We start from the raw sequence: 22,900 nt of genomic DNA, 5'->3' as shown, positions 1-22,900 counted from the left end.
AATGCTGGCTCATACGTGCGAAGGCCCTCCACCGCGCGGTGGAGGGCCTTCGTGGCGCGGAGAGTCCGGGACGCCCTACTGGGCGAAGTGGTCGAACTCGCCTGCCTTGACGCCCTTGATGAACGCGGCGAACTTCTCGCGGGAGGTGATGGCCACGGTGCCGGGATCGTCGCTTTCGCGCATGAGGATCTGACCGGCGTGCTCGGTGATCTCCACGCACTGCTCCTGCGTGCTGGAGAAGGTGGACTTCTGCCACTCAAGCGCTGAGTTCATGCAGGGAATTCTCACATATCCCGTGCGAGGTGTTGGATGAAGCTCAGTGACTCCGCAGGGTCCAGCGATGCTGTCCGGCCCAGATCGAGCAACAGCCGGAAGCGATGCAACTCCGCCTCCGCGTCCAGGTAGGGGCTGCGAGTGGGGGCGTCGATGTGCACCGTGTCGAGCTGGGGCACCACGCCACCCGCGTACAGAACGGTGTGGGTCATGTCCACGTGCAGCTCGCTGGCGAATGGGATGACCCGCAGGGACACGTTGGGCCGGTCCGTCGCTTCCAGCAGATACTCCAACTGGGCGCGGGCGACCTTGCGTCCGCCGACCCGCACCCGCAGCGCCGCCTCATGGACGATGGACGCGAACTCCGGCGGCTCGTCCCGGTCGAGAACGGTCGCTCTCCGCATGCGGTGCTCCACCCGGGCCTCCACTTCGTCCTCGGGCAGCCTGGGCAGGGCTGCGCTGAACAGCGCTCGCGCGTACTCGGGTGTCTGGAGCAAACCGGGCATCGTCACCGGCTGAAAGCTGTGCATGTAGCGCGCATGGTGCTCCAGCTCCGCGATGTCCAGGAAGCCGGGCGCGAGCACCCCGCGGTACTCGTCCCACCAGAACTGCCCCCGGTGCTCACGGGATATGGCGCACAGGGCGTCGATCAGGGCCTCGTCGTCACAGGCGTAGAAGCTCGCCAGCCGGCGGATGCGCTCCTCGCCGATGCCGCTGCGTCCGGCCTCGATGTTGCTGATCCTGGCCTGATCGGTCGAGATGCGCCCGGCTGCTTCCCGGGCGGTCTTGCCCGCACGCTCCCGGAGCTTCCTCAGCTCGGCGCCCAGGCGGACCTGGCGGGCGGTCGGGTTGTCCCTTGGTGGCATGTCACCTTCCCCTGTCTGCCTGTGCAGTGTCGCAGGGCTCTGGGCGGCCGACGACGAGTTCACCCATGCGAGTGAATGGATGAAGTGCATTATTGTACCGGGTTATTTATTGACCCTAGCTTGTCCCGGAGACCGACGCGCCGGACATGAACGCCGAAGTGCAGCCGTACGCAGGGGCCTTGACCGGTACCTGTATGCGGCCGGAGCCACGGCAGCCGAACACGGAATGGCGCGCCCACCGACTCTGGCTCACGTAGGGAGACCCCCATGCCGGCCGTCATCGCGCCACCCGCCCCCTTCCCGAACGTCCCCCGCCCCTTCGAGGGCTACCAGCTGGCGATGCCCAACTCACCCGCCGCCGCGAAGATCGCGCGGGACTTCGTCGGAACGCTCCTGCGGACCGGTGCGCACTCCGCACTCGCTGACGACGCCCGGCTCTGCGTGAGTGAGGTGGTGGCCAACGTGTACTGCCATACGAGTTCGCAGTTGGTCCGGGTCGAGGTCACGGTGGACCGCGACCAGGTGGCGGTCCACGTCACCGACGACGGCCCCGGCCCCCTGCCGGACCCGCCGGAGCGCCCCGACGGCGAAGGCGGCCGCGGCCTGCTCGTCGTCGACGGCTTGGCCACCAGCTGGGGAAGCAGCACGCGCCAGGCGAACACCCGCTGAACCAACACCGTCTGGTTCGTCCTCACACCCCCGGGCGGCCAGGCGGCAGCACATTAGGACGAGCTGCTGTCGCAGGGCCTCCTCGGCCGACTGGCGGAGGAGGCGAGCGAAGGCCTGGGCCGCCCGCCTTCGTAAAGGTTCACGCGGTGGTCGACCAGCGGGCTTCGACGAGGAGCGGTACAAGAACCGCAACACCGCCAAGCGGACCATCAATCGGCTGAAGAACGAACTCCCGGGCCATGGCAACGCGGTACGGCAAGCGCGGCTACGTCTTCCGTGGAACGGTCTCCGCTGGGGCCCTGGTCATCCGGCTGAGGTCATGAATCGCTGTGCTGGTCGTCCGTCCCGGACGCCACCGGCTCGGTGCCGAGCGGCCAGCGATAGCCGGCGTCATGCAGCTTGCTCAACGCCAAGTGATCATTGGACACCATCACCTGGGCCAATCGAGCTGCCGCAGCGACCACGGCGGACCAGCCCGGGGAGTCCAGATAGACCTCGTCGGGGGCAGCGGAGCCGATCGAGTCCTGTACAGCGTTGAAGGCGGCACCGAGACCTGCCATCAGCTCAACCTCCTCCTCGCTACGAAGGCACTGCCCCAGCCAGGGCGACGGATTGTCCGCATCGCAGAAGTCGTCGAAAAGCACATGCACCGTGTAGTCGAGGTCTTCGAACTGACCCGGATCGAGCCACACATCGCGCTGCCATGTCGGGCTCGCCAGCGCCACGACGGCGGGCGCCACATGGAGGCGGTAGTACGGCAGAGCAATACCGTGATCAATCACGAGCCAACAATCGCATGATCGGCCGGACAACTCCTGGCCGGGCAGCGCGCCGCGAGGAGACCGGTGACGTCATCCTCCCCGTCGGAGGTCCACTCACCCCACGACGCACGACGAGCCGCCCCCGTACCGCAGGACACAGGCCAGCCTGCCGCAGAAGCACCGGCGACGGCCGAGGGCCGCCACTCCCGAGCGGGGAAGTGGCGGCCCTCGGCCGTACTGCGATGTGCTTGTGAATCAGAGAACGCGGACCGCGCCGGTCGGCCGGTCGTAGTCCATCGAGCGCTGCACCGTACCGGTGCTGGAGTTCTGCGCGCCGACGAACTGGCCGCCGCCCACGTAGATCGCCACGTGGTACGCGCTGCCCGCGGCGCCCCAGTACAGGATGTCGCCGGACTGGAGGTTGCTCAGCGAGACCTGGGTGCCGGCGGTCGACTGGGCCTGCGAGACGCGGGGCAGGTCGATGCCGACCGAGCGGTACGCGGCCTGGACCAGGCCGGAGCAGTCCCACGCGTTGGGGCCGGTGCCACCGGACACGTACGCGTCGCCGACCTGGGCCTTGGCGAACGCGACGATGGAGGCGGCGGAGCCCGTGGCGTTCGACGAGGTGGAGGGGGCGGACGACGGGGCCGAAGCGGTGGCCGAGTTGCCCGAGGAGGAGCTGGAGGGTGCGCTGAGCGTCGTGCGCGCGGCGGTACGGGAGGCGCGCTCGGCGCGCTCCTCGGCCTCGGCCTCGGCCTTCGCCTTGGCGGCGGCTTCCGCCTTCTTCTCCGCCTCGGCCTTCCGGACGGCCTCGGCCTTGGCCTTCTTGGCCGCCTTCGCGGCGTCCTGGGCCGCGGCGTCCTCGTGGGCCTGGGCCTCCAGGTCGAGGGCGACCTGCTGCGTGGCCTGCGCGGAGGCGGCGACGGCGGTGGCGAGCCCGGAGGTGATGGTGGGCATCTCGATCGTCTGGGTCACCGGCTCGGCCTGGGCCGGACCGGCCGCACCCGCGACCGCGACGGTGCTGAGGACGCCACCGGCAACTCCGGCTCGCAGCGCCGACTTCGAGGCGCGACGGCGGGGCTTCCGGTGGCTGGGTATGTGAGCGGTGTGGGACATGGGTACTAGCGCTATCAGGGCTGTAGGGGTCCCATCAAGAAACGTGTGTTGCGACACAGTTACGTCCGGAATCTGTGAATCCGCTTTCCGGGCGCCTTTATTGACGCCGTAACGGGCAAAACGGGCATGGATGATCAGGGCCGTGATCACGGCCTTTCGGTAATACGCCCGAATTGCCCGCTGCCTACCATCCGTTCACACCGATGGCCAAGCCCGGTTTTCCCGGAGGCGGGCCGCCGTGGCGCAGGTCACAGGGTGAGTGGTCGGTGACGGGCAACCCTCGCGTACGCGATCGCGGTCCGCCCGGCCGCGCGGAGGCGGTCCCTCCGTCACCCTCTCCGTCGATCCCGGTCTCCCTCTCTGGATCGTCTGTCCGTGATCCGGGAAGTTCGTGAATGGGTGCACATGTCCCCTTCGGTCCCCGCGACCCCTCGTCCGGGTGAGGGTGATCGACGATCGGTTCCCTTATCACTCCGCCGCCGTCCACCGCCAATTTGCTTGCAGGGGCCCTCCATTGATAGCGCCGCACCCCTTTGACCAGGGGTAACACCAGTGAATGTCACGTCTCGTGATCACTTCGCCGCTTCGCGTACGAAGATCACCGCTCATACGACTTCATGATCCTTCGTCAGGTGGTGGAGATCACAAAGCCGTTGTCGTACCCCGTGTCGCAGATCACAGGGGGACGGGCATAGGATGCGGGGCAGTCGGGCTTGTGAACTGCCTCACATGTGCACGATCTTGGTGAGGTGGCGAGCCGGTCGCCCGATGCGGTCCAACGGTCAAGGACGACTGGAAGGAGCGAGGAGCGTGAATGCCTACGCGCCCATCCTCGTGCTCGGCGCCCTGGGGGCAGGGTTTGCGATCTTCTCCGTGGTCATGGCCACGCTTATCGGCCCCAGGCGGTACAACCGGGCAAAGCTCGAAGCGTACGAGTGCGGCATCGAACCCACGCCGACACCGGCCGGAGGCGGCCGCTTCCCCATCAAGTACTACCTGACGGCGATGCTTTTCATCGTCTTCGACATCGAGATCGTCTTCCTCTATCCCTGGGCCGTCTCCTTCGACGCCCTGGGGATCTTCGGGCTCGTGGAGATGCTGCTCTTCGTGCTCACCGTCTTCGTCGCCTATGCGTATGTCTGGCGTCGCGGCGGCCTGGAATGGGACTGAGGGGCTGAGGAGCACACCATGGGACTCGAAGAGAAGCTGCCCAGCGGCTTCGTGCTGACCACGGTCGAACAGGCCGCAGGCTGGGTGCGGAAGTCCTCCGTCTTCCCGGCCACGTTCGGCCTCGCCTGCTGCGCCATCGAGATGATGACGACCGGCGCCGGCCGCTACGACCTGGCCCGGTTCGGGATGGAGGTTTTCCGCGGATCGCCGCGCCAGGCCGACCTGATGATCGTCGCCGGACGGGTCAGCCAGAAGATGGCGCCCGTCCTGCGGCAGGTCTACGACCAGATGCCCAACCCCAAGTGGGTCATCTCCATGGGGGTTTGCGCTTCATCGGGCGGAATGTTCAACAATTACGCCATTGTGCAGGGAGTCGACCATATTGTTCCGGTCGACATCTATCTGCCGGGATGCCCGCCACGCCCCGAAATGCTGCTGGACGCCATCCTCAAGCTCCACCAGAAGATCCAGGACGGCAAGCTCGGGGTCAACGCGGAGGAAGCCGCCCGCGAGGCCGAGGAAGCGGCCCTCAAGGCGCTGCCCCTGATCGAGATGAAGGGGCTCCTGCGGTGACCGAGAACCCGAACGCCAACGACGGCGAGCAGAACGGCAACGCCGTACCCGCCCCGCGCGACACCGGCGGCGAGGTCATCCGCGTACGCCGGGGCATGTTCGGCGCCAACAACGGCGGCGACACCTCCGGTTACGGCGGCCTCATCCGCACCGTCACCCTGCCCGGCGCCGCCACCCGCCCCTACGGCGGCTGGTTCGACGAGGTGGCCGACGAACTCGAAGGGGCTCTGGAGGAGCAGGACCTGCTCCCCGAGAACGCCATCGAGCGCACCGTCGTCGACCGTGGCGAGCTGACCTTCCACATCGCCCGCGAGCACCTGGTCCGGGTCGCCCGCACCCTGCGCGACGACCCCGCCCTGCGCTTCGAACTCTGTACGGGCGTCAGCGGTGTCCACTTCCCCGGGGACAAGGGCCGCGAGCTGCACGCCGTCTACCACCTGCGGTCCCTCACCCACGGCCGGATCATCCGGCTGGAGGTCTCCGCCCCGGACAGCGACCCGCACATCCCGTCCCTGGTCGAGGTCTATCCGGCCAACGACTGGCACGAGCGCGAGGCGTACGACTTCTTCGGCATCGTCTTCGACGGGCACCCGGCCCTCACCCGAATCATGATGCCGGACGACTGGCAGGGCTTCCCGCAGCGCAAGGACTACCCGCTCGGCGGCATCGCCGTCGAGTACAAGGGCGCCCAGATCCCGGCTCCGGACCAGCGGAGGTCGTACTCCTGATGACCACTCCCCACGCAACGCCCCGTGCCACGACCGAGGGGACTGTCTACACAGTCACCGGCGGCGACTGGGACGAGGTCGTCGAATCCGCCGCCAAGTCCGACGACGAACGCATCATCGTCAACATGGGTCCCCAGCACCCGTCCACGCACGGCGTGCTGCGGCTGATCCTGGAGATCGACGGCGAGACCGTCACCGAGGCCCGCTGCGGCATCGGCTACCTCCACACCGGGATCGAGAAGAACCTCGAATTCCGCAGCTGGACCCAGGGCACCACGTTCGTCACGCGCATGGACTACCTGACGCCGTTCTTCAACGAGACGGCGTACTGCCTGGGCGTGGAGAAGCTCCTCGGCATCGAGGACCAGATCCCCGACCGGGCCACGGTCCTGCGCGTGCTCCTGATGGAGCTGAACCGGATCTCCTCGCACATGGTCTGCATCGCCACCGGCGGTATGGAGCTGGGCGCGACCACGATCATGATCTACGGCCTCCGCGACCGTGAACTGGTTCTCGACCTCTTCGAGCTGATCACCGGCCTCCGGATGAACCACGCGTTCATCCGCCCCGGCGGCCTCGCCCAGGACCTGCCCCCGGGCGCGGTCGACGCGCTGCGCGAGTTCATCAAGACCATGAAGAAGAACCTGCCGGAGTACGACAAGCTCGCCACCGGCAACCCCATCTTCAAGGCCCGCATGAAGGACGTCGGCTACCTCGACCTCACCGCCTGCATGGCGCTGGGCACCACCGGGCCGATCCTGCGCTCCGCCGGGCTCCCGCACGACCTGCGCAAGAGCGACCCCTACTGCGGCTACGACACCTACGACTTCGAGGTGCCGACCGCGGACACCTGCGACTCCTACGGACGCTTCCTGATCCGCATGGACGAGATGCGCGAGTCGCTCCGCATCATCGAGCAGTGCCTGGACCGCCTGGAGCCGGGCCCGGTCATGGTCGCCGACAAGAAGATCGCCTGGCCCGCCCAGCTCGCCCTCGGCGCGGACGGACTCGGCAACTCGCTCGACCACATCAGGAACATCATGGGCACCTCCATGGAGGCCCTGATCCACCACTTCAAGCTGGTGACCGAAGGCTTCCGGGTCCCGGCAGGCCAGGCCTACGCGGCCGTCGAGTCCCCCAAGGGCGAACTCGGCGCGCACGTCGTCTCCGACGGCGGCACCCGCCCCTACCGGGTCCACTTCCGCGACCCGTCCTTCACCAATCTGCAAGCCATGGCGGCGATGTGCGAGGGCGGCCAGGTCGCCGACGTGATCGTCGCCGTCGCGTCCATCGACCCCGTGATGGGAGGCGTCGACCGGTGACCGCAGCAAATCAAGAGGTCAGTCTGGGGATGCCGCAGCTCCCCGCCACCCCCTACCCGGCCGACGTGCGCGCCCGGCTCGACGCGGACGCGAAGGAGGTGATCGCCCGCTACCCGGGAACCCGCTCCGCACTGCTGCCGCTGCTCCACCTCGTCCAGTCCGAGGAGGGATACGTCTCCCGTACGGGCATGGCCTTCTGCGCCGAGACGCTGGGCCTCACCACCGCCGAGGTCACGGCCGTCGCCACCTTCTACTCCATGTACCGCCGCAAGCCCAGCGGTGATTACCAGGTAGGGGTCTGCACCAACACCCTGTGCGCGGTCATGGGGGGCGACGCCATCTTCGACACGCTCAAGGAGCACCTCGGCGTCGGCAACAACGAGACGACCGAGGACGGCAAGGTCACCCTCGAACACATCGAGTGCAACGCCGCCTGCGACTTCGCGCCCGTCGTGATGGTGAACTGGGAGTTCTTCGACAACCAGACGCCCGAGAGCGCCACGCAGCTCGTCGACGACCTGATCGCCGGGCGGACCGTCGAGCCCACCCGGGGCGCCCCGATCTGCTCGTACAAGGAGACCGCCCGCATCCTGGCCGGCTTCCCCGACGAGCGCCCCGGAGCTGTCGAGGCCTCCGGCGGCGCGGGACCCGCTTCCCTCGTCGGGCTCCGGCTCTCCAAGGGCGAGGCACTGCCCAAGGCCCGCGTCGTCGCCCCGCGCGACGGCCGGCCCAAGGACGGCCAGCCGCACGACCCTTCGCCGTCCGAGCACCTCAGCTCGCACGACGCACCGCAGCAGACCTCGGCCTCCGACCCGGAGCACCCGGCCGGGCCCACCGCCGAGGAGGGGGAGTGATGACCTTGGCCGCCGAGATCGACCACAACGGGACGAGCCCCGAGAAGCTGCTCGCCCCCGTCCTCTCCACCTTCTGGGACCAGCCCGAGTCCTGGACCCTGGAGACCTACCGCCGCCACGAGGGGTACGAGGGGCTGCGCAAGGCCCTCGCCATGGACCCCGACGACCTCATCGCGTACGTCAAGGACTCCGGTCTGCGCGGACGCGGCGGGGCTGGCTTCCCCACCGGGATGAAGTGGCAGTTCATCCCGCAGGGAGACGGCAAACCGCACTATCTAGTTGTCAACGCCGACGAGTCGGAGCCGGGGACCTGCAAGGACATCCCGCTCCTCTTCGCGAACCCACATAGCCTCATCGAGGGCATCGTGATCGCCTGTTACGCGATCCGTTCGTCGCACGCGTTCATCTACTTGCGCGGTGAGGTCGTCCCCGTGCTGCGACGACTGCACGAGGCCGTACGAGAGGCGTACGAGGCGGGTTATCTGGGGACGAACATCCTGGGTTCAGGGCTCGATCTGGAACTCACGGTGCACGCGGGCGCCGGTGCGTACATCTGTGGTGAGGAAACCGCGCTGCTCGACTCTCTCGAAGGACGGCGTGGCCAGCCCCGGCTGCGGCCCCCCTTTCCTGCGGTCGCCGGTCTGTACGCCTGCCCCACTGTGGTGAACAACGTCGAGTCCATCGCCTCGGTTCCCGCGATCCTGAACAAGGGCAAGGACTGGTTCAAGTCGATGGGCAGCGAGAAGTCCCCGGGCTTCACGCTCTACTCGCTCAGCGGCCACGTCGCCAGCCCCGGCCAGTACGAGGCCCCGCTCGGCATCACGCTCCGCCAACTGCTCGACATGAGCGGCGGGATGCGCCCCGGCCACCGCCTCAAGTTCTGGACCCCCGGCGGCTCCTCCACCCCGATGCTCACCGACGAGCACCTCGACGTCCCCCTCGACTACGAGGGCGTCGGCGCCGCCGGCTCCATGCTCGGCACCAAGGCGCTCCAGTGCTTCGACGAGACGACCTGCGTGGTGCGGGCCGTCACCCGCTGGACCGAGTTCTACGCCCACGAGTCCTGCGGCAAGTGCACTCCCTGCCGCGAAGGGACGTACTGGCTGGTCCAGTTGATGCGCGACCTCGAAGCGGGCAGGGGCGAGATGTCCGACCTGGACAAGCTCAACGACATCGCCGACAACATCAACGGCAAGTCGTTCTGCGCGCTCGGCGACGGCGCCGCCGCCCCGATCTTCTCCTCGCTCAAGTACTTCCGCGAGGAGTACGAACAGCACATCACGGGCAAGGGCTGCCCCTTCGACCCCGCGAAATCCACGGCCTGGGCCGACGACAAGACCGCACACGCTCACCGGGGGGTGAACGCATGACAGTCACCACGAGTGCGCCCTCCGGGGGCGGCGAGGCGGCCATCCCGCCCGAGGACCTGGTCACGCTGACCATCGACGGCATCGAGATCAGCGTCCCGAAGGGGACCCTGGTCATCCGCGCCGCCGAACTCCTCGGCATCGAGATCCCGCGCTTCTGCGACCACCCGCTCCTCGACCCGGCCGGCGCCTGCCGCCAGTGCATCGTCGAGGTCGAGGGCCAGCGGAAGCCGATGGCCTCCTGCACCATCACCTGCACCGACGGCATGGTCGTCAAGTCGCAGATCACCTCTCCTGTCGCCGAGAAGGCGCAGAAGGGCGTGATGGAGCTGCTGCTGATCAACCACCCGCTGGACTGCCCGGTCTGCGACAAGGGCGGCGAGTGCCCGCTGCAGAACCAGGCGATGTCCCACGGCGACGCCGAATCCCGCTTCGAGGGCAAGAAGCGGACCTTCGAGAAGCCCGTCCCCATCTCCACCCAGGTGCTGCTGGACCGTGAGCGGTGCGTGCTCTGCGCGCGCTGCACCCGGTTCTCCAACCAGGTGGCGGGCGACCCGATGATCGAGCTGATCGAGCGCGGCGCCCTCCAGCAGGTCGGCACCGGCGAGGGCGATCCCTTCGAGTCGTACTTCTCCGGCAACACCATCCAGATCTGCCCGGTCGGCGCGCTGACCTCGGCGGCGTACCGCTTCCGCTCCCGCCCCTTCGACCTGGTCTCCACCCCCTCGGTGTGCGAGCAGTGCGCGGGCGGCTGCGGGATGCGCACCGACCACCGGCGCGGCAAGGTCATGCGGCGCCTCGCGGCCAACGAGCCCGAGGTCAACGAGGAGTGGATCTGCGACAAGGGGAGGTTCGGCTTCCGCTACGCCCAGCAGCGCGACCGCCTCACCACCCCGCTGGTCCGCAACGCCGACGGCGTCCTGGAGCCGGCGAGCTGGCCCGAGGCGCTGGAGGTCGCGGCGGCCGGACTGCTCGCGGCCCGGGGCCGTACCGGCGTCCTGACCGGCGGCCGGCTGACCGTCGAGGACTCCTACGCGTACAGCAAGTTCGCCCGGGTCGCCCTCGACACCAACGACATCGACTTCCGCTCCCGCGTCCACAGCGCCGAGGAGGCCGACTTCCTGGCCGCCCGCGTCGCCGGGCGCGGCCGGGACCTGGACGGCGAGGGGGTCACGTACTCCGCGCTGGAGAAGGCCCCTGCGGTCCTGCTCGTCGGGTTCGAGTCCGAGGAGGAGGCCCCCGGCGTCTTCCTCCGGCTCCGCAAGGCCCACCGCAAGAGCGGCCAGAAGACCTTCGCCCTCGCCTCGCACGCCACGCGCGGCCTGGTGAAGGCGGGCGGCACGCTGCTGCCCGCCGCCCCCGGCACCGAGACCGAGTGGCTGGACGCGCTCGCGGGCGGGGTCGGCCTGGACGCCGAAGGGGCCGCGGCCGCCGAGGCGCTGCGCGGTGAGCACTCCCTGATCATCGTGGGGGAGCGGCTGGCGGGGGTGCCCGGCGCACTTTCCGCTGCCATCCGTACCGCCACCGCGACCGGCGCACGCCTGGTGTGGATTCCGCGCCGGGCGGGCGACCGGGGCGCGGTCGAGACCGGCGCGCTCCCCACCCTGCTCCCCGGCGGCCGCCCGGCCACCGACCCACGGGCCCGGGAGGAGGTGGCCGCCGTCTGGCGCGTCGCCGAACTCCCCTCCCGCCACGGCCGCGACACCGGCCAGATCATCGAGGCCGCGGCCACCGGTGAGCTGGGCGCGCTGCTCGTCGCCGGCGTCGGTGTGGAGGACCTGCCGGACCCGGCGCGGGCGCTGAAGGCCTTGGACGAGGTCGGCTTCCTGGTCTCGCTGGAGCTGCGGCCGAGCGCGGTCACCGAGCGGGCCCACGTGGTCCTCCCGGTCGCCGCCGTCGCGGAGAAGTCCGGCACCTTCCTCAACTGGGAGGGCCGGGTCCGGATGTTCCAGGCGGCGCTGAAGCCCGAGCAGATGCCCCGTACGCTCTCGCCGACCGACTCCCGTGTGCTGCACATGCTGGCCGACGCCATGGACGTGCACTTCGCGCTGCCCGACCTGACCGCCGCCCGCCGCGAGCTGGACCGGCTCGGCGGCTGGGACGGCGGCCACGCGGACGACCCGCGCGAGCCGTCGCAGCCGCTGCCCCGGCCGGGCGACGGCGAGGCGATCCTCGCGGGCCACCGGCTGCTGCTCGACCTCGGCCGGCTCCAGGAGGGCGACACCGCGCTCGCCGGGACCCGGCACGCGGCTCTCGCCCGGCTCTCGCCCGCCACCGCGGCCGGGACCGGCGTCAAGGACGGCGACCTGCTCGCCGTCACCGGCCCCACCGGCACCGTCGAACTCCCCCTCCAGGTCACCGACATGCCGGACCACGTGGTCTGGGTGCCGCTGAACTCGGTGGGACGCGGCATCCCCGCCGACACCGGTGCGAACCCCGGCGGCCTGGTGCGCATCGGCCCCGCCGCCGCACCGGGTGCTCCCGTCGAACCATCGGAGGTACGAGCGTGATGGGCCTCACCGCACTCGCGACGGCGCCCGGGGGTGCCGTCCTCGCCGCCGAGGATCTCTCGATGTTCGGCACCGACCCCTGGTGGCTGGTGCTGCTCAAGGCGGTCTTCTGCTTCGCGTTCCTGATGCTGATCGTGCTCTTCTCCATCGTGTGGGAGCGCAAGGTCGTCGCCTGGATGCAGTTGCGCATCGGCCCCAACCGGCACGGCCCCTGGGGGCTGCTCCAGTCGCTCGCCGACGGCGTCAAACTGATGCTGAAGGAAGACGTCATCGTCAAGCGGGCGGACAAGGCGGTCTACATCCTCGCCCCGATCCTCGCGGCGATCCCCGCCTTCATGGCCATCGCGGTCATCCCCTTCGGCCCGGCGGGCAACGAGATCTCCATCTTCGGCACCCGTACGACGATGCAGCTCACCGACCTGCCGATCGCCGCGCTCTACATCCTCGCCGTCGGCGCGGTCGGGGTGTACGGGTTCGTGCTCGGCGGCTGGTCCTCCGGCTCGACGTACCCGCTGCTCGGCGGGATCCGCTCGTGTGCCCAGATGATCAGTTACGAGATCGCCATGGGCGCCGCGTTCGCCTCGGTCTTCCTCTACTCCGGGTCGATGTCGACCTCCGCGATCGTGGAGGCGCAGGCGGACCGCTGGTATCTGATCCTGCTGCCGATGTCCTTCATCATCTACATGGTGACGATGGTCGGTGAGGCCAGCCGGGCGCCGTTCGACATGCCGGAGTCCGAGGGCGACCTCGTCGGCGGCTTCAACACCGAGTACAGCTCCATCAAGTTCGCGATGTTCATGCTCGCCGAGTACATCCACATGGTCACCGTGTCGATGATCGCGGTGACGCTGTTCCTCGGCGGCTGGCGCGCCCCGTACCCGATCTCCGCGTTCTGGGAGGGGGCGAACCACGGCTGGTGGCCGATGCTCTGGTTCTTCCTCAAGCTCCAGCTGCTGATCTTCTTCTTCATCTGGCTGCGCGGCACCCTGCCGCGCGTCCGCTACGACCAGCTGATGAAGCTCGGCTGGAAGGTCCTCATCCCGGTCTCGGTGGGCTGGCTGATGCTCGTCGCCACCGTCCGCGCGCTGCGGAACGAGGGGTACGACTTCTCGCGGATCGTCCTGTACGTCGGCGGGGCCATCCTCGCGATCCTGCTGATCTCCCTGGTCGTCGACATGTTCCGGGACCGCAGGGCCAAGGCCCAGGAAGAGGCGGCCGGACCGGAGCCCGCCTTCGACCCGATGGCGGGCGGCTATCCGGTGCCGCCGCTGCCCGGACAGACGCTGCCGCCGGTGCCCAGGCGGGTGCCGAGGCGCGAGCGGGAGCTCGTTGTCAGTGGTGGTCCCGATACTCAGAGTGACGGAAACGCGAGTGACGGAAAGGAGGCCGGCGGTGTCTGAGAAACCAGAGCTCACGGGCTCATCGGGATCCGCTGGGTCCTCGGGCGAATCGGGTTCGGCGGGGGAGAAGTTCCAGAACCCGGTGGCCGGCTTCGGCGTGACCTTCAAGGCCATGTTCAAGAAGCGGCTGACCGAGCAGTATCCCGAGACGCCGAAGGTGACGGCACCCCGCTTCCACGGCCGCCACCAGCTCAACCGCCACCCGGACGGTCTGGAGAAGTGCGTCGGCTGCGAGCTGTGCGCCTGGGCGTGTCCGGCGGACGCCATCTACGTGGAGGGCGCGGACAACACCGAGGAGGAGCGCTACTCCCCGGGCGAGCGGTACGGCCGCGTCTACCAGATCAATTACGCGCGCTGCATCCTCTGCGGACTCTGCATCGAGGCCTGCCCCACCCGGGCGCTGACGATGACCAACGAGTTCGAGCTGGCCAACACCAGCCGCGAGAGCCTCATCTACACCAAGGACGAGCTGCTCGCGGGGCTGGAGGAGGGCATGGTCGACAGCCCGCACGCGATCTACCCCGGCATGGACGAACAGGACTACTACCGGGGCCTGGTCACCGAGGCCGCCCCCGGCACGGTGGTGCAGCCGGCGCTCTCCAAGGGCGAGCGGGAGAAGCCCGACGAGTCCGCCGACGCCGAGTCCGCGTCCACGGGCGGCGCACGGCAGGACAGGGGGGCGGGCGCATGAACGCGATCGCCGCGGCCACCACCACCTCCACCGGTGAGGCCGTCCAGTTCTGGATCCTGGGGACCGTCGCCGTGATCGGCGCCTTCGCCACGATCCTGCTGAAGAAGGCCGTGCACAGCGCCCTGGCGCTCGCCGGGACGATGGTGATCCTGGCCGTCTTCTACCTCGCCAACGGCGCCTATTTCCTCGGCATCGTCCAGATCATCGTCTACACCGGCGCGATCATGATGCTGTTCCTCTTCGTCGTCATGCTCGTCGGCGTCACCGCGGCGGACTCCCTCAAGGAGACCCTGAAGGGGCAGCGCTGGCTGGCCATCGGCTGCGGGCTCGGCTTCGGCATCCTGCTGATCGGGGGCATCGGCAACGCGTCGCTGTCCACGTTCAACGGGCTCGGCGCCGCCAACGCCCTGCACGGCGGCAACGTGGAGGGCCTCGCCAACCTCATCTTCACCAAGTACGTCTTCGCGTTCGAGATCACCGGCGCCCTGCTGATCACCGCCACCGTCGGGGCCATGGTGCTCACGCACCGCGAGCGCACCGAGCGGGCCCGCACCCAGCGGGAGCTGTCCGAGCAGCGCGTGCGCGAGGGCAAGCACCTCCCGCCGCTGCCCGCCCCCGGCGTCTACGCCCGGCACAACGCGGTGGACATCGCCGGTCTGCTCCCCGACGGCACCCCGTCCGACCTGACGGTCATGAAGACGCTGCGCGACCGGGGCCAGATCCGCGACGTCTCGCAGGAGGCGCTCGCCGATCTCAAGGCGCTGGAGCAGCGCTCCGGCGAGCGGCTCGGACGTGAGGACGCGGACGCCGTGGCACGGGGGGCCAACCCCGCCTCCGCGGCGGAGAATTCGGAGGCCGCCAAGTGAACCCGGTGTACTACCTCTACCTCGCGGCCCTGCTCTTCGCGATCGGCGCCTGCGGGGTGCTGATCCGGCGGAACGTGATCGTCCTGTTCATGTGCATCGAGCTGATGCTCAACGCGTGCAACCTGGCGCTCGTCACCTTCTCCCGGATGCACGGAAACCTCGACGGGCAGATCGTCGCGTTCTTCGTGATGGTCGTCGCCGCCGCGGAAGTCGTCGTCGGGCTCGCGATCATCGTGTCGCTGTTCCGCTCCCGCCACTCGGCCTCGGTCGACGACGCCAGCCTGATGAAGCTGTAAGGGGACCGGAATCGTGGAGAACCTGATCGCGCTGCTCGTCGCGGCGCCCCTGCTCGGAGCGGCGGTCCTGCTCTGCGGCGGCCGACGGCTGGACAAGACCGGGCACTGGCTCGGCACCGCGCTCGCCGCCGCCTCGTTCGTCATCGGTGTCGTCCTCTTCACCGACATGCTGGGGAAGGGCGCCGACGACCGGGCCCTGCACCAGCACCTGTTCAGCTGGATTCCGGTGGAGGGCTTCCAGGCCGACATCGCCTTCCAGCTCGACCAGCTGTCGATGACGTTCGTCCTGCTCATCACCGGTGTGGGCACCCTGATCCACATCTACTCCATCGGCTACATGGAGCACGACGAGCGCAGGCGCCGCTTCTTCGGCTATCTCAACCTGTTCCTCGCGGCGATGCTGATCCTCGTCATCGCCGACAACTACCTGCTGCTGTACGTCGGGTGGGAAGGCGTCGGTCTGGCGTCGTACCTGCTCATCGGCTTCTGGCAGCACAAGCCCAGCGCGGCCACCGCCGCGAAGAAGGCGTTCCTGGTCAACCGCGTCGGTGACGTGGGGCTCTCGATCGCCATCATGCTGATGTTCACCACCTTCGGCACCTTCGCCTTCGGGTCGGTGCTGGAGGCGACCGGAGACACCAGCGAGGGCAAGCTGACGGCGATCGGCCTGATGCTGCTGCTGGCCGCCTGCGGCAAGTCGGCCCAGGTGCCGCTGCAGTCCTGGCTCGGTGACGCGATGGAGGGCCCGACCCCGGTCTCCGCCCTCATCCACGCCGCGACCATGGTCACCGCCGGTGTCTATCTGATCGTCCGCTCCGGTGCCATCTTCAACGGCGCCCCGGACGCCCAGCTGGTCGTCGCCATCGTCGGTGCGGTCACGCTGATCTTCGGTGCGATCGTCGGTTGCGCCAAGGACGACATCAAGAAGGCGCTCGCCGGCTCGACGATGTCCCAGATCGGCTACATGATCCTCGCCGCGGGCCTCGGCCCGATCGGCTACATCTTCGCGATCATGCACCTGGTGACGCACGGCTTCTTCAAGGCCGGGCTCTTCCTGGGGGCCGGTTCGGTGATGCACGGCATGAACGACGAGGTCGACATGCGCAAGTACGGCGGCCTGCGGAAGTACATGCCGGTCACCTTCATCACCTTCGGCCTCGGCTACCTCGCCATCATCGGCTTCCCGGGCCTCTCCGGCTTCTTCTCCAAGGACAAGATCATCGAGGCGGCCTTCGCCAAGGGCGGCACCGAGGGCTGGATCCTCGGCTCCGTCGCCCTGCTGGGCGCCGCGATCACCGCGTTCTACATGACGCGCGTGATGCTGATGACCTTCTTCGGCGAGAAGCGCTGGCAGCCCGACGCCGAGGGCCGCGAGCCGCACCCGCACGAGTCCCCGAAGTCCATGACGATCCCGATGATCGTGCTGGCCGTCGGGTCGGTCTTCGCCGGTGGCTTCTTCGCCATCGGGGACCGCTTCGTCAACTGGCTGGAGCCGGTCACCGGTTACGACCACGGCCACTCCCCGCTGAGCGTGGCCACCGTCACCGGAGCCACCGTGGTGGCGCTGGTCATCGGCGTCGCGATCGCCTGGGCGATGTACGGGCGCAGGCCGGTGCCGGTCGTGGCCCCGCGCGGCTCGCTGCTCACCCGGGCGGCCCGCCGCGACCTGCTCCAGGACGACTTCAACCACGTGGTCCTGGTCCGCGGCGGCGAGCACCTCACCCGCTCGCTGGTCTACGTGGACCACTCCCTGGTCGACGGCGTCGTCAACGGCACGGCCGCCTCGGTCGGCGGACTCTCCGGCCGGCTGCGCAAGCTGCAGAACGGCTACGCCCGCTCCTACGCGGTCTCGATGTTCGGCGGTGCGGCGATCGTCATCGCCGCGACCCTGCTGATGAGGGCGGTCTGATCACATGTCCTTTCCCCTCCTGACCGCGACGGCGGCGCTCCCGGCCATCGGAGCCATCGCCACCGCCGCCGTCCCCGCCGCACAGCGCACCGTGGCCAAGTGGGTCGCGCTGCTCTTCTCGCTCGGCACGCTCGTCCTGGCGGGCATCGTCTTCGCCCGCTTCGAGCCGGGCGGCGACCGCTACCAGCTCACCGAGTCCCGGGCCTGGATCGCGGACTTCGGCGTCCGGTACGAACTGGGCGTGGACGGCATCGGGGTGGCCCTCCTCGGGCTCACCGCGCTGCTGATCCCGTTCGTCATCGTGGCCGGCTGGCACGACGCCGACCCCCTGGAGACGAAGTCCTCGCGCTGGCGGCCCACCCAGGGCTTCTTCGCACTGATCCTCATGGTCGAGGCCATGGTGATCCTGTCGTTCCTCGCGACCGACGTCTTCCTCTTCTACATCCTCTTCGAAGCCATGCTCATCCCGATGTACTTCCTCATCGGCGGCTTCGGGGACCGGGCCCACGGGGGCAGCGACGAGAACGCCGCCAAGCAACGCTCGTACGCGGCGGTCAAGTTCCTCCTCTACAACCTGGCCGGCGGGCTGATCATGCTTGCCGCCGTCATCGGGCTCTACGTGGTCGCGGGCAGCTTCTCGCTCACCGAGATCGCGGCGGCCCGCGCCAACGGCGACCTGGCGATGGCGACCAGCACCGAGCGGTGGCTCTTCCTCGGGTTCTTCCTCGCCTTCGCGATCAAGGCCCCGCTCTGGCCGCTGCACACCTGGCTGCCCAACGCGATGGGCGAGGCCACCGCACCGGTCGCCGTGCTCATCACCGCGATCGTCGACAAGGTCGGCACCTTCGCGATGCTCCGCTTCTGCCTCGGGCTCTTCCCGGAGGCCAGCAAGTGGGCGACCCCGGTCGTCATCGCCCTGGCGCTCGTCTCCATCGTCTACGGAGCGCTGCTCGCGGTCGGCCAGCGCGACATCAAGCGGCTTATCGCCTACGCCTCGATCTCGCACTTCGGCTTCATCATCCTCGGCATCTTCGCGATGACCAGCCAGGGCCAGTCGGGCGCCACGCTCTACATGGTCAACCACGGCATCTCCACCGCCGCGCTGCTGCTGGTCGCCGGATTCCTCATCACCCGGCGCGGCTCGCGGCTCATTGCGGACTACGGCGGGGTGCAGAAGGTCGCCCCCGTGCTGGCGGGCACCTTCCTCATCGGCGGTCTGGCGACCCTGTCGCTGCCGGGGCTCGCCCCGTTCGTCAGCGAGTTCCTGGTGCTGGTCGGCACGTTCAGCGCCTATCCGGTGGCCGGGATCATCGCCACCACCGGCATCGTGCTGGCCGCGCTCTACGTCCTCGTCCTCTACCAGCGGACGATGACCGGCCCGGTCAACGAGTCGGTCCGCACCATGCCCGACCTCAAGGCGCGTGAGCTGGCGGTCGCCGTACCGCTGATCGCGCTCCTGCTCTTCCTGGGCGTCTTCCCGAAGCCGCTCACCGAGGTCGTCAACCCGGCGGTCCAGCACACCATGTCCGACGTACAGAAGAAGGACCCCCAGCCCGAGGTGGAGGCCGCCAAGTGAGCGCAACAGCTGTCCACAGCCTGTGGACGACGGCGAGCGGGGTGACATCCGCAGCCCCGGGGGACCGCTTCACGGCGCCCACCATCGAGTACGCCCAGCTGGCACCCGTCCTGATCGTCGTGATCGGGGCCGTCCTGGGCATCCTGGTGGAGGCCTTCGTCCCGCGTAAGGCCCGCTACCACACCCAGCTCCTGCTGACCGTGGTGGCGCTGGCCGCCGCGTTCGCCGCCGTGGTCTCCCTCGCGGCCGGCGGGTACGCCACCACCAAGGCCCAGATCGCGGCCATGGGGGCCATCGCGACCGACGGCCCCACCCTGTTCCTGCAGGGGACCATTCTCCTGGTCGCCGTGGTGGCCGTCTTCACCTTCGCCGAGCGGCGGCTCGACCCCACGGCCCACGGCAAGAAGGTCGACTCCTTCGCCGCCCAGGCCGGCACGGTCCCCGGCAGCGACAGCGAGAAGGCCGCCGTCCGCGCGGGCTTCACCACCACCGAGGTCTTCCCGCTGACGCTCTTCTCGGTGGCGGGCATGCTCGTCTTCCCCGCCGCCAACGACCTGCTGACGCTCTTCATCGCGCTGGAGGTCTTCTCGCTCCCGCTCTACCTCCTCTGCGCCCTCGCCCGCCGCAAGCGGCTGATGTCGCAGGAGGCGGCCGTGAAGTACTTCCTGCTCGGCGCGTTCTCCTCGGCGTTCATGCTCTTCGGGATCGCCCTCCTCTACGGCTACGCGGGCTCCCTCTCGTACGCCACCATCGCCAACGTCGTCGACGGCGCGGTCCTGGAGATCGACCCCGCCCTCGCCGGCACCATGGGCAACGACGCGCTGCTGCTCATGGGCGGCGCGCTGATCCTGACCGGCCTGCTCTTCAAGGTCGGTGCCGTCCCGTTCCACATGTGGACCCCGGACGTCTACCAGGGCGCACCCACCCCGATCACCGGCTTCATGGCCGCCGCCACCAAGGTCGCCGCGTTCGGCGCGCTGCTGCGCCTGCTGTACGTGGCGCTGCCCGGGCTCACCTGGGACCTGCGGCCGGTCCTGTGGGCGGTTGCGATCGTCACGATGGTGGGCGGGGCGGTCGTCGCGATCACCCAGACCGACATCAAGCGGCTGCTGGCCTACTCCTCGATCGCGCACGCGGGCTTCATCCTGGCCGGTGTCATCGCCACCAGCCCGGAGGGGGTCTCCTCGGTCCTCTTCTACCTGGGTGCGTACTCCTTCGTGACGGTCGGCGCGTTCGCGGTCGTCACGCTGGTACGGGACGCGGGCGGCGAGGCCACGCACCTGTCGAAGTGGGCCGGGCTCGGCCGCCGCTCGCCGCTGGTGGCGGCGGTCTTCGCGGTGTTCCTGCTCGCCTTCGCCGGTATCCCGCTCACCTCGGGCTTCTCCGGGAAGTTCGCCGTCTTCAAGGCGGCGGCGGAGAGCGGCGCGGGCGCGCTGGTCGTGGTCGGTGTGATCTCCTCCGCCATCGCCGCCTTCTTCTACATCCGGGTGATCGTCCTGATGTTCTTCAGCGAGCCGAAGGCGGACGGCCCCACGGTCGCCGTCCCGTCCCCGCTGACGATGACGACGATCGCGGTGGGTGTGGCGGTCACGCTGGTGCTGGGCCTGGCCCCGCAGTACTTCCTGGACCTGGCGGGCCAGGCGGGGGTCTTCGTGCGGTAGCGGGAACCCTTGTCGCACAGCGCCGGACGGTCGATATCCACAGACCGTCCGGCGTTGTCGTAGGAGCCGCCTATCGTGGTCGGGGACGGAGCAAGGACGGACAGGGCCGGGCGTGCGGCCGGGACGACGGGCGACCGACGGCGGACCGGACGGGCACGGACCCCGGGGGACAGAGCATTGGGCGTGACCATGGATGTGACCGGGACGGTGACCGGCAACGGGACCGACACCGACGGCAACACCGGCGGTGGGGTCGGAGGCGGGACCGGCGCGGCCGAGACCGAGGCGCTGCGGACGCTGCACCGGGTCTTCGGGTACGACGCGTTCCGCGGCGAGCAGGGCGCGGTCATCGAGCATGTGGTGGCCGGCGGCGACGCCGTCGTGCTCATGCCGACCGGTGGCGGAAAGTCCCTCTGCTACCAGATCCCGTCCCTGGTCAGGCGCGGCACCGGGGTCGTCGTCTCCCCGCTGATCGCCCTCATGCAGGACCAGGTCGACGCCCTGCGGGCGCTCGGTGTGCGGGCCGGCTTCATGAACTCCACGCAGGACTTCGACGAGCGCCGCTCGATGGAGGCGCAGTTCCTCGCGGGTGAGCTGGACATCCTCTATCTGGCGCCGGAGCGGCTGCGGCTGGACTCCACCCTCTCGCTGCTGGCCCGGGGCGAGATCTCCGTCTTCGCGATCGACGAGGCGCACTGTGTGGCCCAGTGGGGCCACGACTTCCGCCCGGACTATCTGGCGCTCTCCGTGCTCGGTGAGCGGTGGCCGGACGTCCCGCGCATCGCCCTGACGGCGACCGCCACGGACGCCACGCACCAGGAGATCACCCGCCGCCTCGGGATGCCGGAGGCGAAGCACTTCGTCGCCAGCTTCGACCGGCCCAACATCCAGTACCGGATCGTCCCGAAGTCCGACCCGAAGAAGCAGCTCCTCACCTTTCTCCAGGAGGAGCACGCCGGGGACGCGGGCATCGTCTACTGCCTCTCGCGCAACTCCACCGAGAAGATCGCGGAGTATCTGACCCGCAACGGCATCGACGCCGTGCCGTACCACGCGGGCCTGGACGCCAACACGCGCGCCGCCCACCAGTCGCGCTTCCTCCGGGAGGAGGGCCTCGTCGTCGTCGCGACCATCGCCTTCGGCATGGGCATCGACAAGCCGGACGTCCGCTTCGTCGCCCACCTGGACCTCCCGAAGTCCGTCGAGGGGTACTACCAGGAGACGGGCCGCGCGGGCCGGGACGGGGAGCCGTCGACGGCCTGGATGGCGTACGGACTCCAGGACGTCGTCCAGCAGCGCAAGCTCATCCAGGGCGGGGAGGGCGACGAGGCGTTCCGCCGCCGGGCCGCCGCCCACCTGGACTCGATGCTGGCCCTCTGCGAGACGGTCCAGTGCCGCCGGGCCCAGCTGCTGACCTACTTCGGTCAGGAGCCCACGGCGGCGAACTGCGGTAACTGCGACACCTGCCTGACCCCGCCGGAGACCTGGGACGGCACGGTCGTCTCGCAGAAGCTGCTCTCCACGGTGGTCCGCCTCAAGCGCGAGCGGAACCAGAAGTTCGGCGCGGGCCAGATCATCGACATCCTGCTGGGCCGCAAGACCGCCAAGGTCATCCAGTTCGATCACGACCAGCTCTCCGTCTTCGGCATCGGCGAGGAGCTGTCCGAGGCGGAGTGGCGCGGCGTGGTCCGCCAGCTGCTGGCCCAGGGCCTGCTGGCGGTGGAGGGGGAGTACGGCACGCTGGTCCTCACCGACGCCAGTGCCACGGTCCTTGGCCGCGAGCGCGAGGTCCTGCTCCGCAAGGAGCCCAAGAAGCCCACGACCCGCTCGTCGTCCGCGGCGGGCGGCAAGGGGGCCAAGGGCAAGGCGGCCGCGGCCGACCTCCCCGCCTCCGCGGTCCCGGTCTTCGAGGCCCTGCGCGCCTGGCGCGGCGCGACGGCCAAGGAGCAGGGCGTCCCGGCGTACGTGATCTTCCACGACGCGACGCTGCGGGAGATCGCCACGGTCCACCCGACGTCCCTGGCGGAGCTGGGCGGGATCAGCGGCCTGGGCGAGAAGAAGCTCGCGACGTACGGGGAGGGCGTGCTGGAGGTCCTGGCGGAGACGTCCCCGGGACCGACGGCCACGGAGGCCCCGGCTCCCGCGGCCCGTCCGGCGGCGACCCCGTCCCGTACGAAGGCCCCGGCTGCCCCGCCCCGCACCGACAAGGCTCCGCAGGCCCCGGCCGCCACCCAGCAGTACAGCGACCCCGAGTTCGCCTGGGACGAGGAGCCGCCCGAGTACGAGTGAGGG

20 protein-coding genes and 1 pseudogene are annotated in these 22,900 nt (G+C 69.4%); 17 read left to right on the top strand and 4 right to left on the bottom strand.

Translation table 11 applies throughout. The annotated features are described in order from the left end of the window. Nucleotides 1-75 precede the first annotated feature (75 nt). Together DJ476_RS13215 and DJ476_RS13210 are read right to left on the bottom strand one after the other, a co-directional pair. Nucleotides 76-273, bottom strand: a complete 198-nt coding sequence (locus tag DJ476_RS13215; protein ID WP_112490581.1) for a DUF397 domain-containing protein — start codon at nucleotides 271-273, stop codon at nucleotides 76-78. An 11-nt stretch (nucleotides 274-284) separates the two neighbouring features. Beyond that, nucleotides 285-1,139, bottom strand: coding sequence for a helix-turn-helix domain-containing protein (locus DJ476_RS13210; protein ID WP_112490580.1), 855 nt, complete (start codon nucleotides 1,137-1,139; stop codon nucleotides 285-287). Between the two features lie 267 nt (nucleotides 1,140-1,406). Between DJ476_RS13210 and DJ476_RS13205 the strand changes: the two genes are divergently transcribed. Together DJ476_RS13205 and DJ476_RS36040 are read left to right on the top strand one after the other, a co-directional pair. Beyond that, complete coding sequence (locus DJ476_RS13205; protein WP_318294640.1) at nucleotides 1,407-1,808, top strand: ATP-binding protein; 402 nt, start codon at nucleotides 1,407-1,409, stop codon at nucleotides 1,806-1,808. Between the two features lie 124 nt (nucleotides 1,809-1,932). Beyond that, a pseudogene (locus DJ476_RS36040) lies at nucleotides 1,933-2,032 on the top strand (IS5/IS1182 family transposase); the annotation flags it as partial. Nucleotides 2,033-2,125: 93 nt separating this feature from the next. Here the strand turns inward: DJ476_RS36040 and DJ476_RS13200 are convergent. After that, nucleotides 2,126-2,590 carry an SCO4402 family protein gene (locus DJ476_RS13200; RefSeq protein WP_318294639.1) on the bottom strand — a complete coding sequence of 155 codons (465 nt, stop codon included), beginning with the start codon at nucleotides 2,588-2,590 and terminating at the stop codon, nucleotides 2,126-2,128. A gap of 234 nt (nucleotides 2,591-2,824) precedes the next feature. After that, on the bottom strand, nucleotides 2,825-3,685 hold the full coding sequence (locus DJ476_RS13195; RefSeq protein WP_112490579.1) for a C40 family peptidase: 861 nt from the start codon (nucleotides 3,683-3,685) through the stop codon (nucleotides 2,825-2,827). Between the two features lie 810 nt (nucleotides 3,686-4,495). On the opposite strand from DJ476_RS13195, the gene DJ476_RS13190 reads away from it, so the two are divergent. From DJ476_RS13190 to recQ, 15 genes are all read left to right on the top strand, one after another. Then, entirely contained in the window at nucleotides 4,496-4,855 is a 360-nt protein-coding gene (locus tag DJ476_RS13190; RefSeq protein WP_018490714.1) for an NADH-quinone oxidoreductase subunit A, read from the top strand. A gap of 18 nt (nucleotides 4,856-4,873) precedes the next feature. Further along, on the top strand, nucleotides 4,874-5,428 hold the full coding sequence (locus tag DJ476_RS13185; protein ID WP_018490715.1) for a NuoB/complex I 20 kDa subunit family protein: 555 nt from the start codon (nucleotides 4,874-4,876) through the stop codon (nucleotides 5,426-5,428). Beyond that, nucleotides 5,425-6,156 (top strand): NADH-quinone oxidoreductase subunit C, encoded by a 732-nt coding sequence (locus tag DJ476_RS13180; protein WP_103416793.1) that lies wholly within the window; start codon nucleotides 5,425-5,427, stop codon nucleotides 6,154-6,156. Before DJ476_RS13185 ends, DJ476_RS13180 begins: the two co-directional genes overlap by 4 nt. Then, nucleotides 6,156-7,478 carry an NADH-quinone oxidoreductase subunit D gene (locus DJ476_RS13175; protein ID WP_103416794.1) on the top strand — a complete coding sequence of 441 codons (1,323 nt, stop codon included), beginning with the start codon at nucleotides 6,156-6,158 and terminating at the stop codon, nucleotides 7,476-7,478. The genes DJ476_RS13180 and DJ476_RS13175 overlap by 1 nt, the downstream gene beginning before the upstream one ends. Before the next feature lie 29 nt (nucleotides 7,479-7,507). Next, entirely contained in the window at nucleotides 7,508-8,332 is an 825-nt protein-coding gene (gene nuoE, locus DJ476_RS13170) for an NADH-quinone oxidoreductase subunit NuoE (RefSeq protein ID WP_103416795.1), read from the top strand. Further along, a complete protein-coding gene (nuoF, locus tag DJ476_RS13165) occupies nucleotides 8,329-9,702 on the top strand; it encodes an NADH-quinone oxidoreductase subunit NuoF (protein WP_181006430.1) in 1,374 nt (457 codons plus the stop codon). The genes nuoE and nuoF overlap by 4 nt, the downstream gene beginning before the upstream one ends. Beyond that, entirely contained in the window at nucleotides 9,699-12,209 is a 2,511-nt protein-coding gene (locus DJ476_RS13160; protein WP_103416796.1) for an NADH-quinone oxidoreductase subunit G, read from the top strand. The genes nuoF and DJ476_RS13160 overlap by 4 nt, the downstream gene beginning before the upstream one ends. After that, nucleotides 12,209-13,609 carry an NADH-quinone oxidoreductase subunit NuoH gene (gene nuoH / locus DJ476_RS13155; protein WP_103416797.1) on the top strand — a complete coding sequence of 467 codons (1,401 nt, stop codon included), beginning with the start codon at nucleotides 12,209-12,211 and terminating at the stop codon, nucleotides 13,607-13,609. Before DJ476_RS13160 ends, nuoH begins: the two co-directional genes overlap by 1 nt. Beyond that, nucleotides 13,602-14,300: an NADH-quinone oxidoreductase subunit NuoI gene (gene nuoI / locus DJ476_RS13150; protein ID WP_112490578.1), complete on the top strand. Its 699-nt coding sequence runs from the start codon at nucleotides 13,602-13,604 to the stop codon at nucleotides 14,298-14,300. The genes nuoH and nuoI overlap by 8 nt, the downstream gene beginning before the upstream one ends. Then, nucleotides 14,297-15,166, top strand: coding sequence for an NADH-quinone oxidoreductase subunit J (locus tag DJ476_RS13145; protein WP_053559827.1), 870 nt, complete (start codon nucleotides 14,297-14,299; stop codon nucleotides 15,164-15,166). Before nuoI ends, DJ476_RS13145 begins: the two co-directional genes overlap by 4 nt. Next, the gene (gene nuoK, locus DJ476_RS13140; RefSeq protein WP_018490724.1) at nucleotides 15,163-15,462 is read left to right on the top strand and encodes an NADH-quinone oxidoreductase subunit NuoK; all 300 of its coding nucleotides are present in this window, start codon (nucleotides 15,163-15,165) and stop codon (nucleotides 15,460-15,462) included. Before DJ476_RS13145 ends, nuoK begins: the two co-directional genes overlap by 4 nt. Before the next feature lie 13 nt (nucleotides 15,463-15,475). After that, on the top strand, nucleotides 15,476-17,371 hold the full coding sequence (gene nuoL / locus DJ476_RS13135) for an NADH-quinone oxidoreductase subunit L (protein WP_112490577.1): 1,896 nt from the start codon (nucleotides 15,476-15,478) through the stop codon (nucleotides 17,369-17,371). A 4-nt stretch (nucleotides 17,372-17,375) separates the two neighbouring features. Beyond that, the gene (locus DJ476_RS13130; RefSeq protein ID WP_103416801.1) at nucleotides 17,376-18,947 is read left to right on the top strand and encodes an NADH-quinone oxidoreductase subunit M; all 1,572 of its coding nucleotides are present in this window, start codon (nucleotides 17,376-17,378) and stop codon (nucleotides 18,945-18,947) included. After that, nucleotides 18,944-20,608: an NADH-quinone oxidoreductase subunit NuoN gene (nuoN, locus tag DJ476_RS13125; protein WP_208853493.1), complete on the top strand. Its 1,665-nt coding sequence runs from the start codon at nucleotides 18,944-18,946 to the stop codon at nucleotides 20,606-20,608. The genes DJ476_RS13130 and nuoN overlap by 4 nt, the downstream gene beginning before the upstream one ends. Before the next feature lie 189 nt (nucleotides 20,609-20,797). Continuing rightward, nucleotides 20,798-22,897, top strand: a complete 2,100-nt coding sequence (gene recQ / locus DJ476_RS13120; protein ID WP_112492499.1) for a DNA helicase RecQ — start codon at nucleotides 20,798-20,800, stop codon at nucleotides 22,895-22,897. Nucleotides 22,898-22,900: the final 3 nt, after the last annotated feature.

The organism is Streptomyces bacillaris, from assembly GCF_003268675.1.
In the GTDB taxonomy this organism is placed as follows: domain Bacteria; phylum Actinomycetota; class Actinomycetes; order Streptomycetales; family Streptomycetaceae; genus Streptomyces; species Streptomyces bacillaris.
This window is presented reverse-complemented; position numbering and strand designations above follow the sequence as displayed.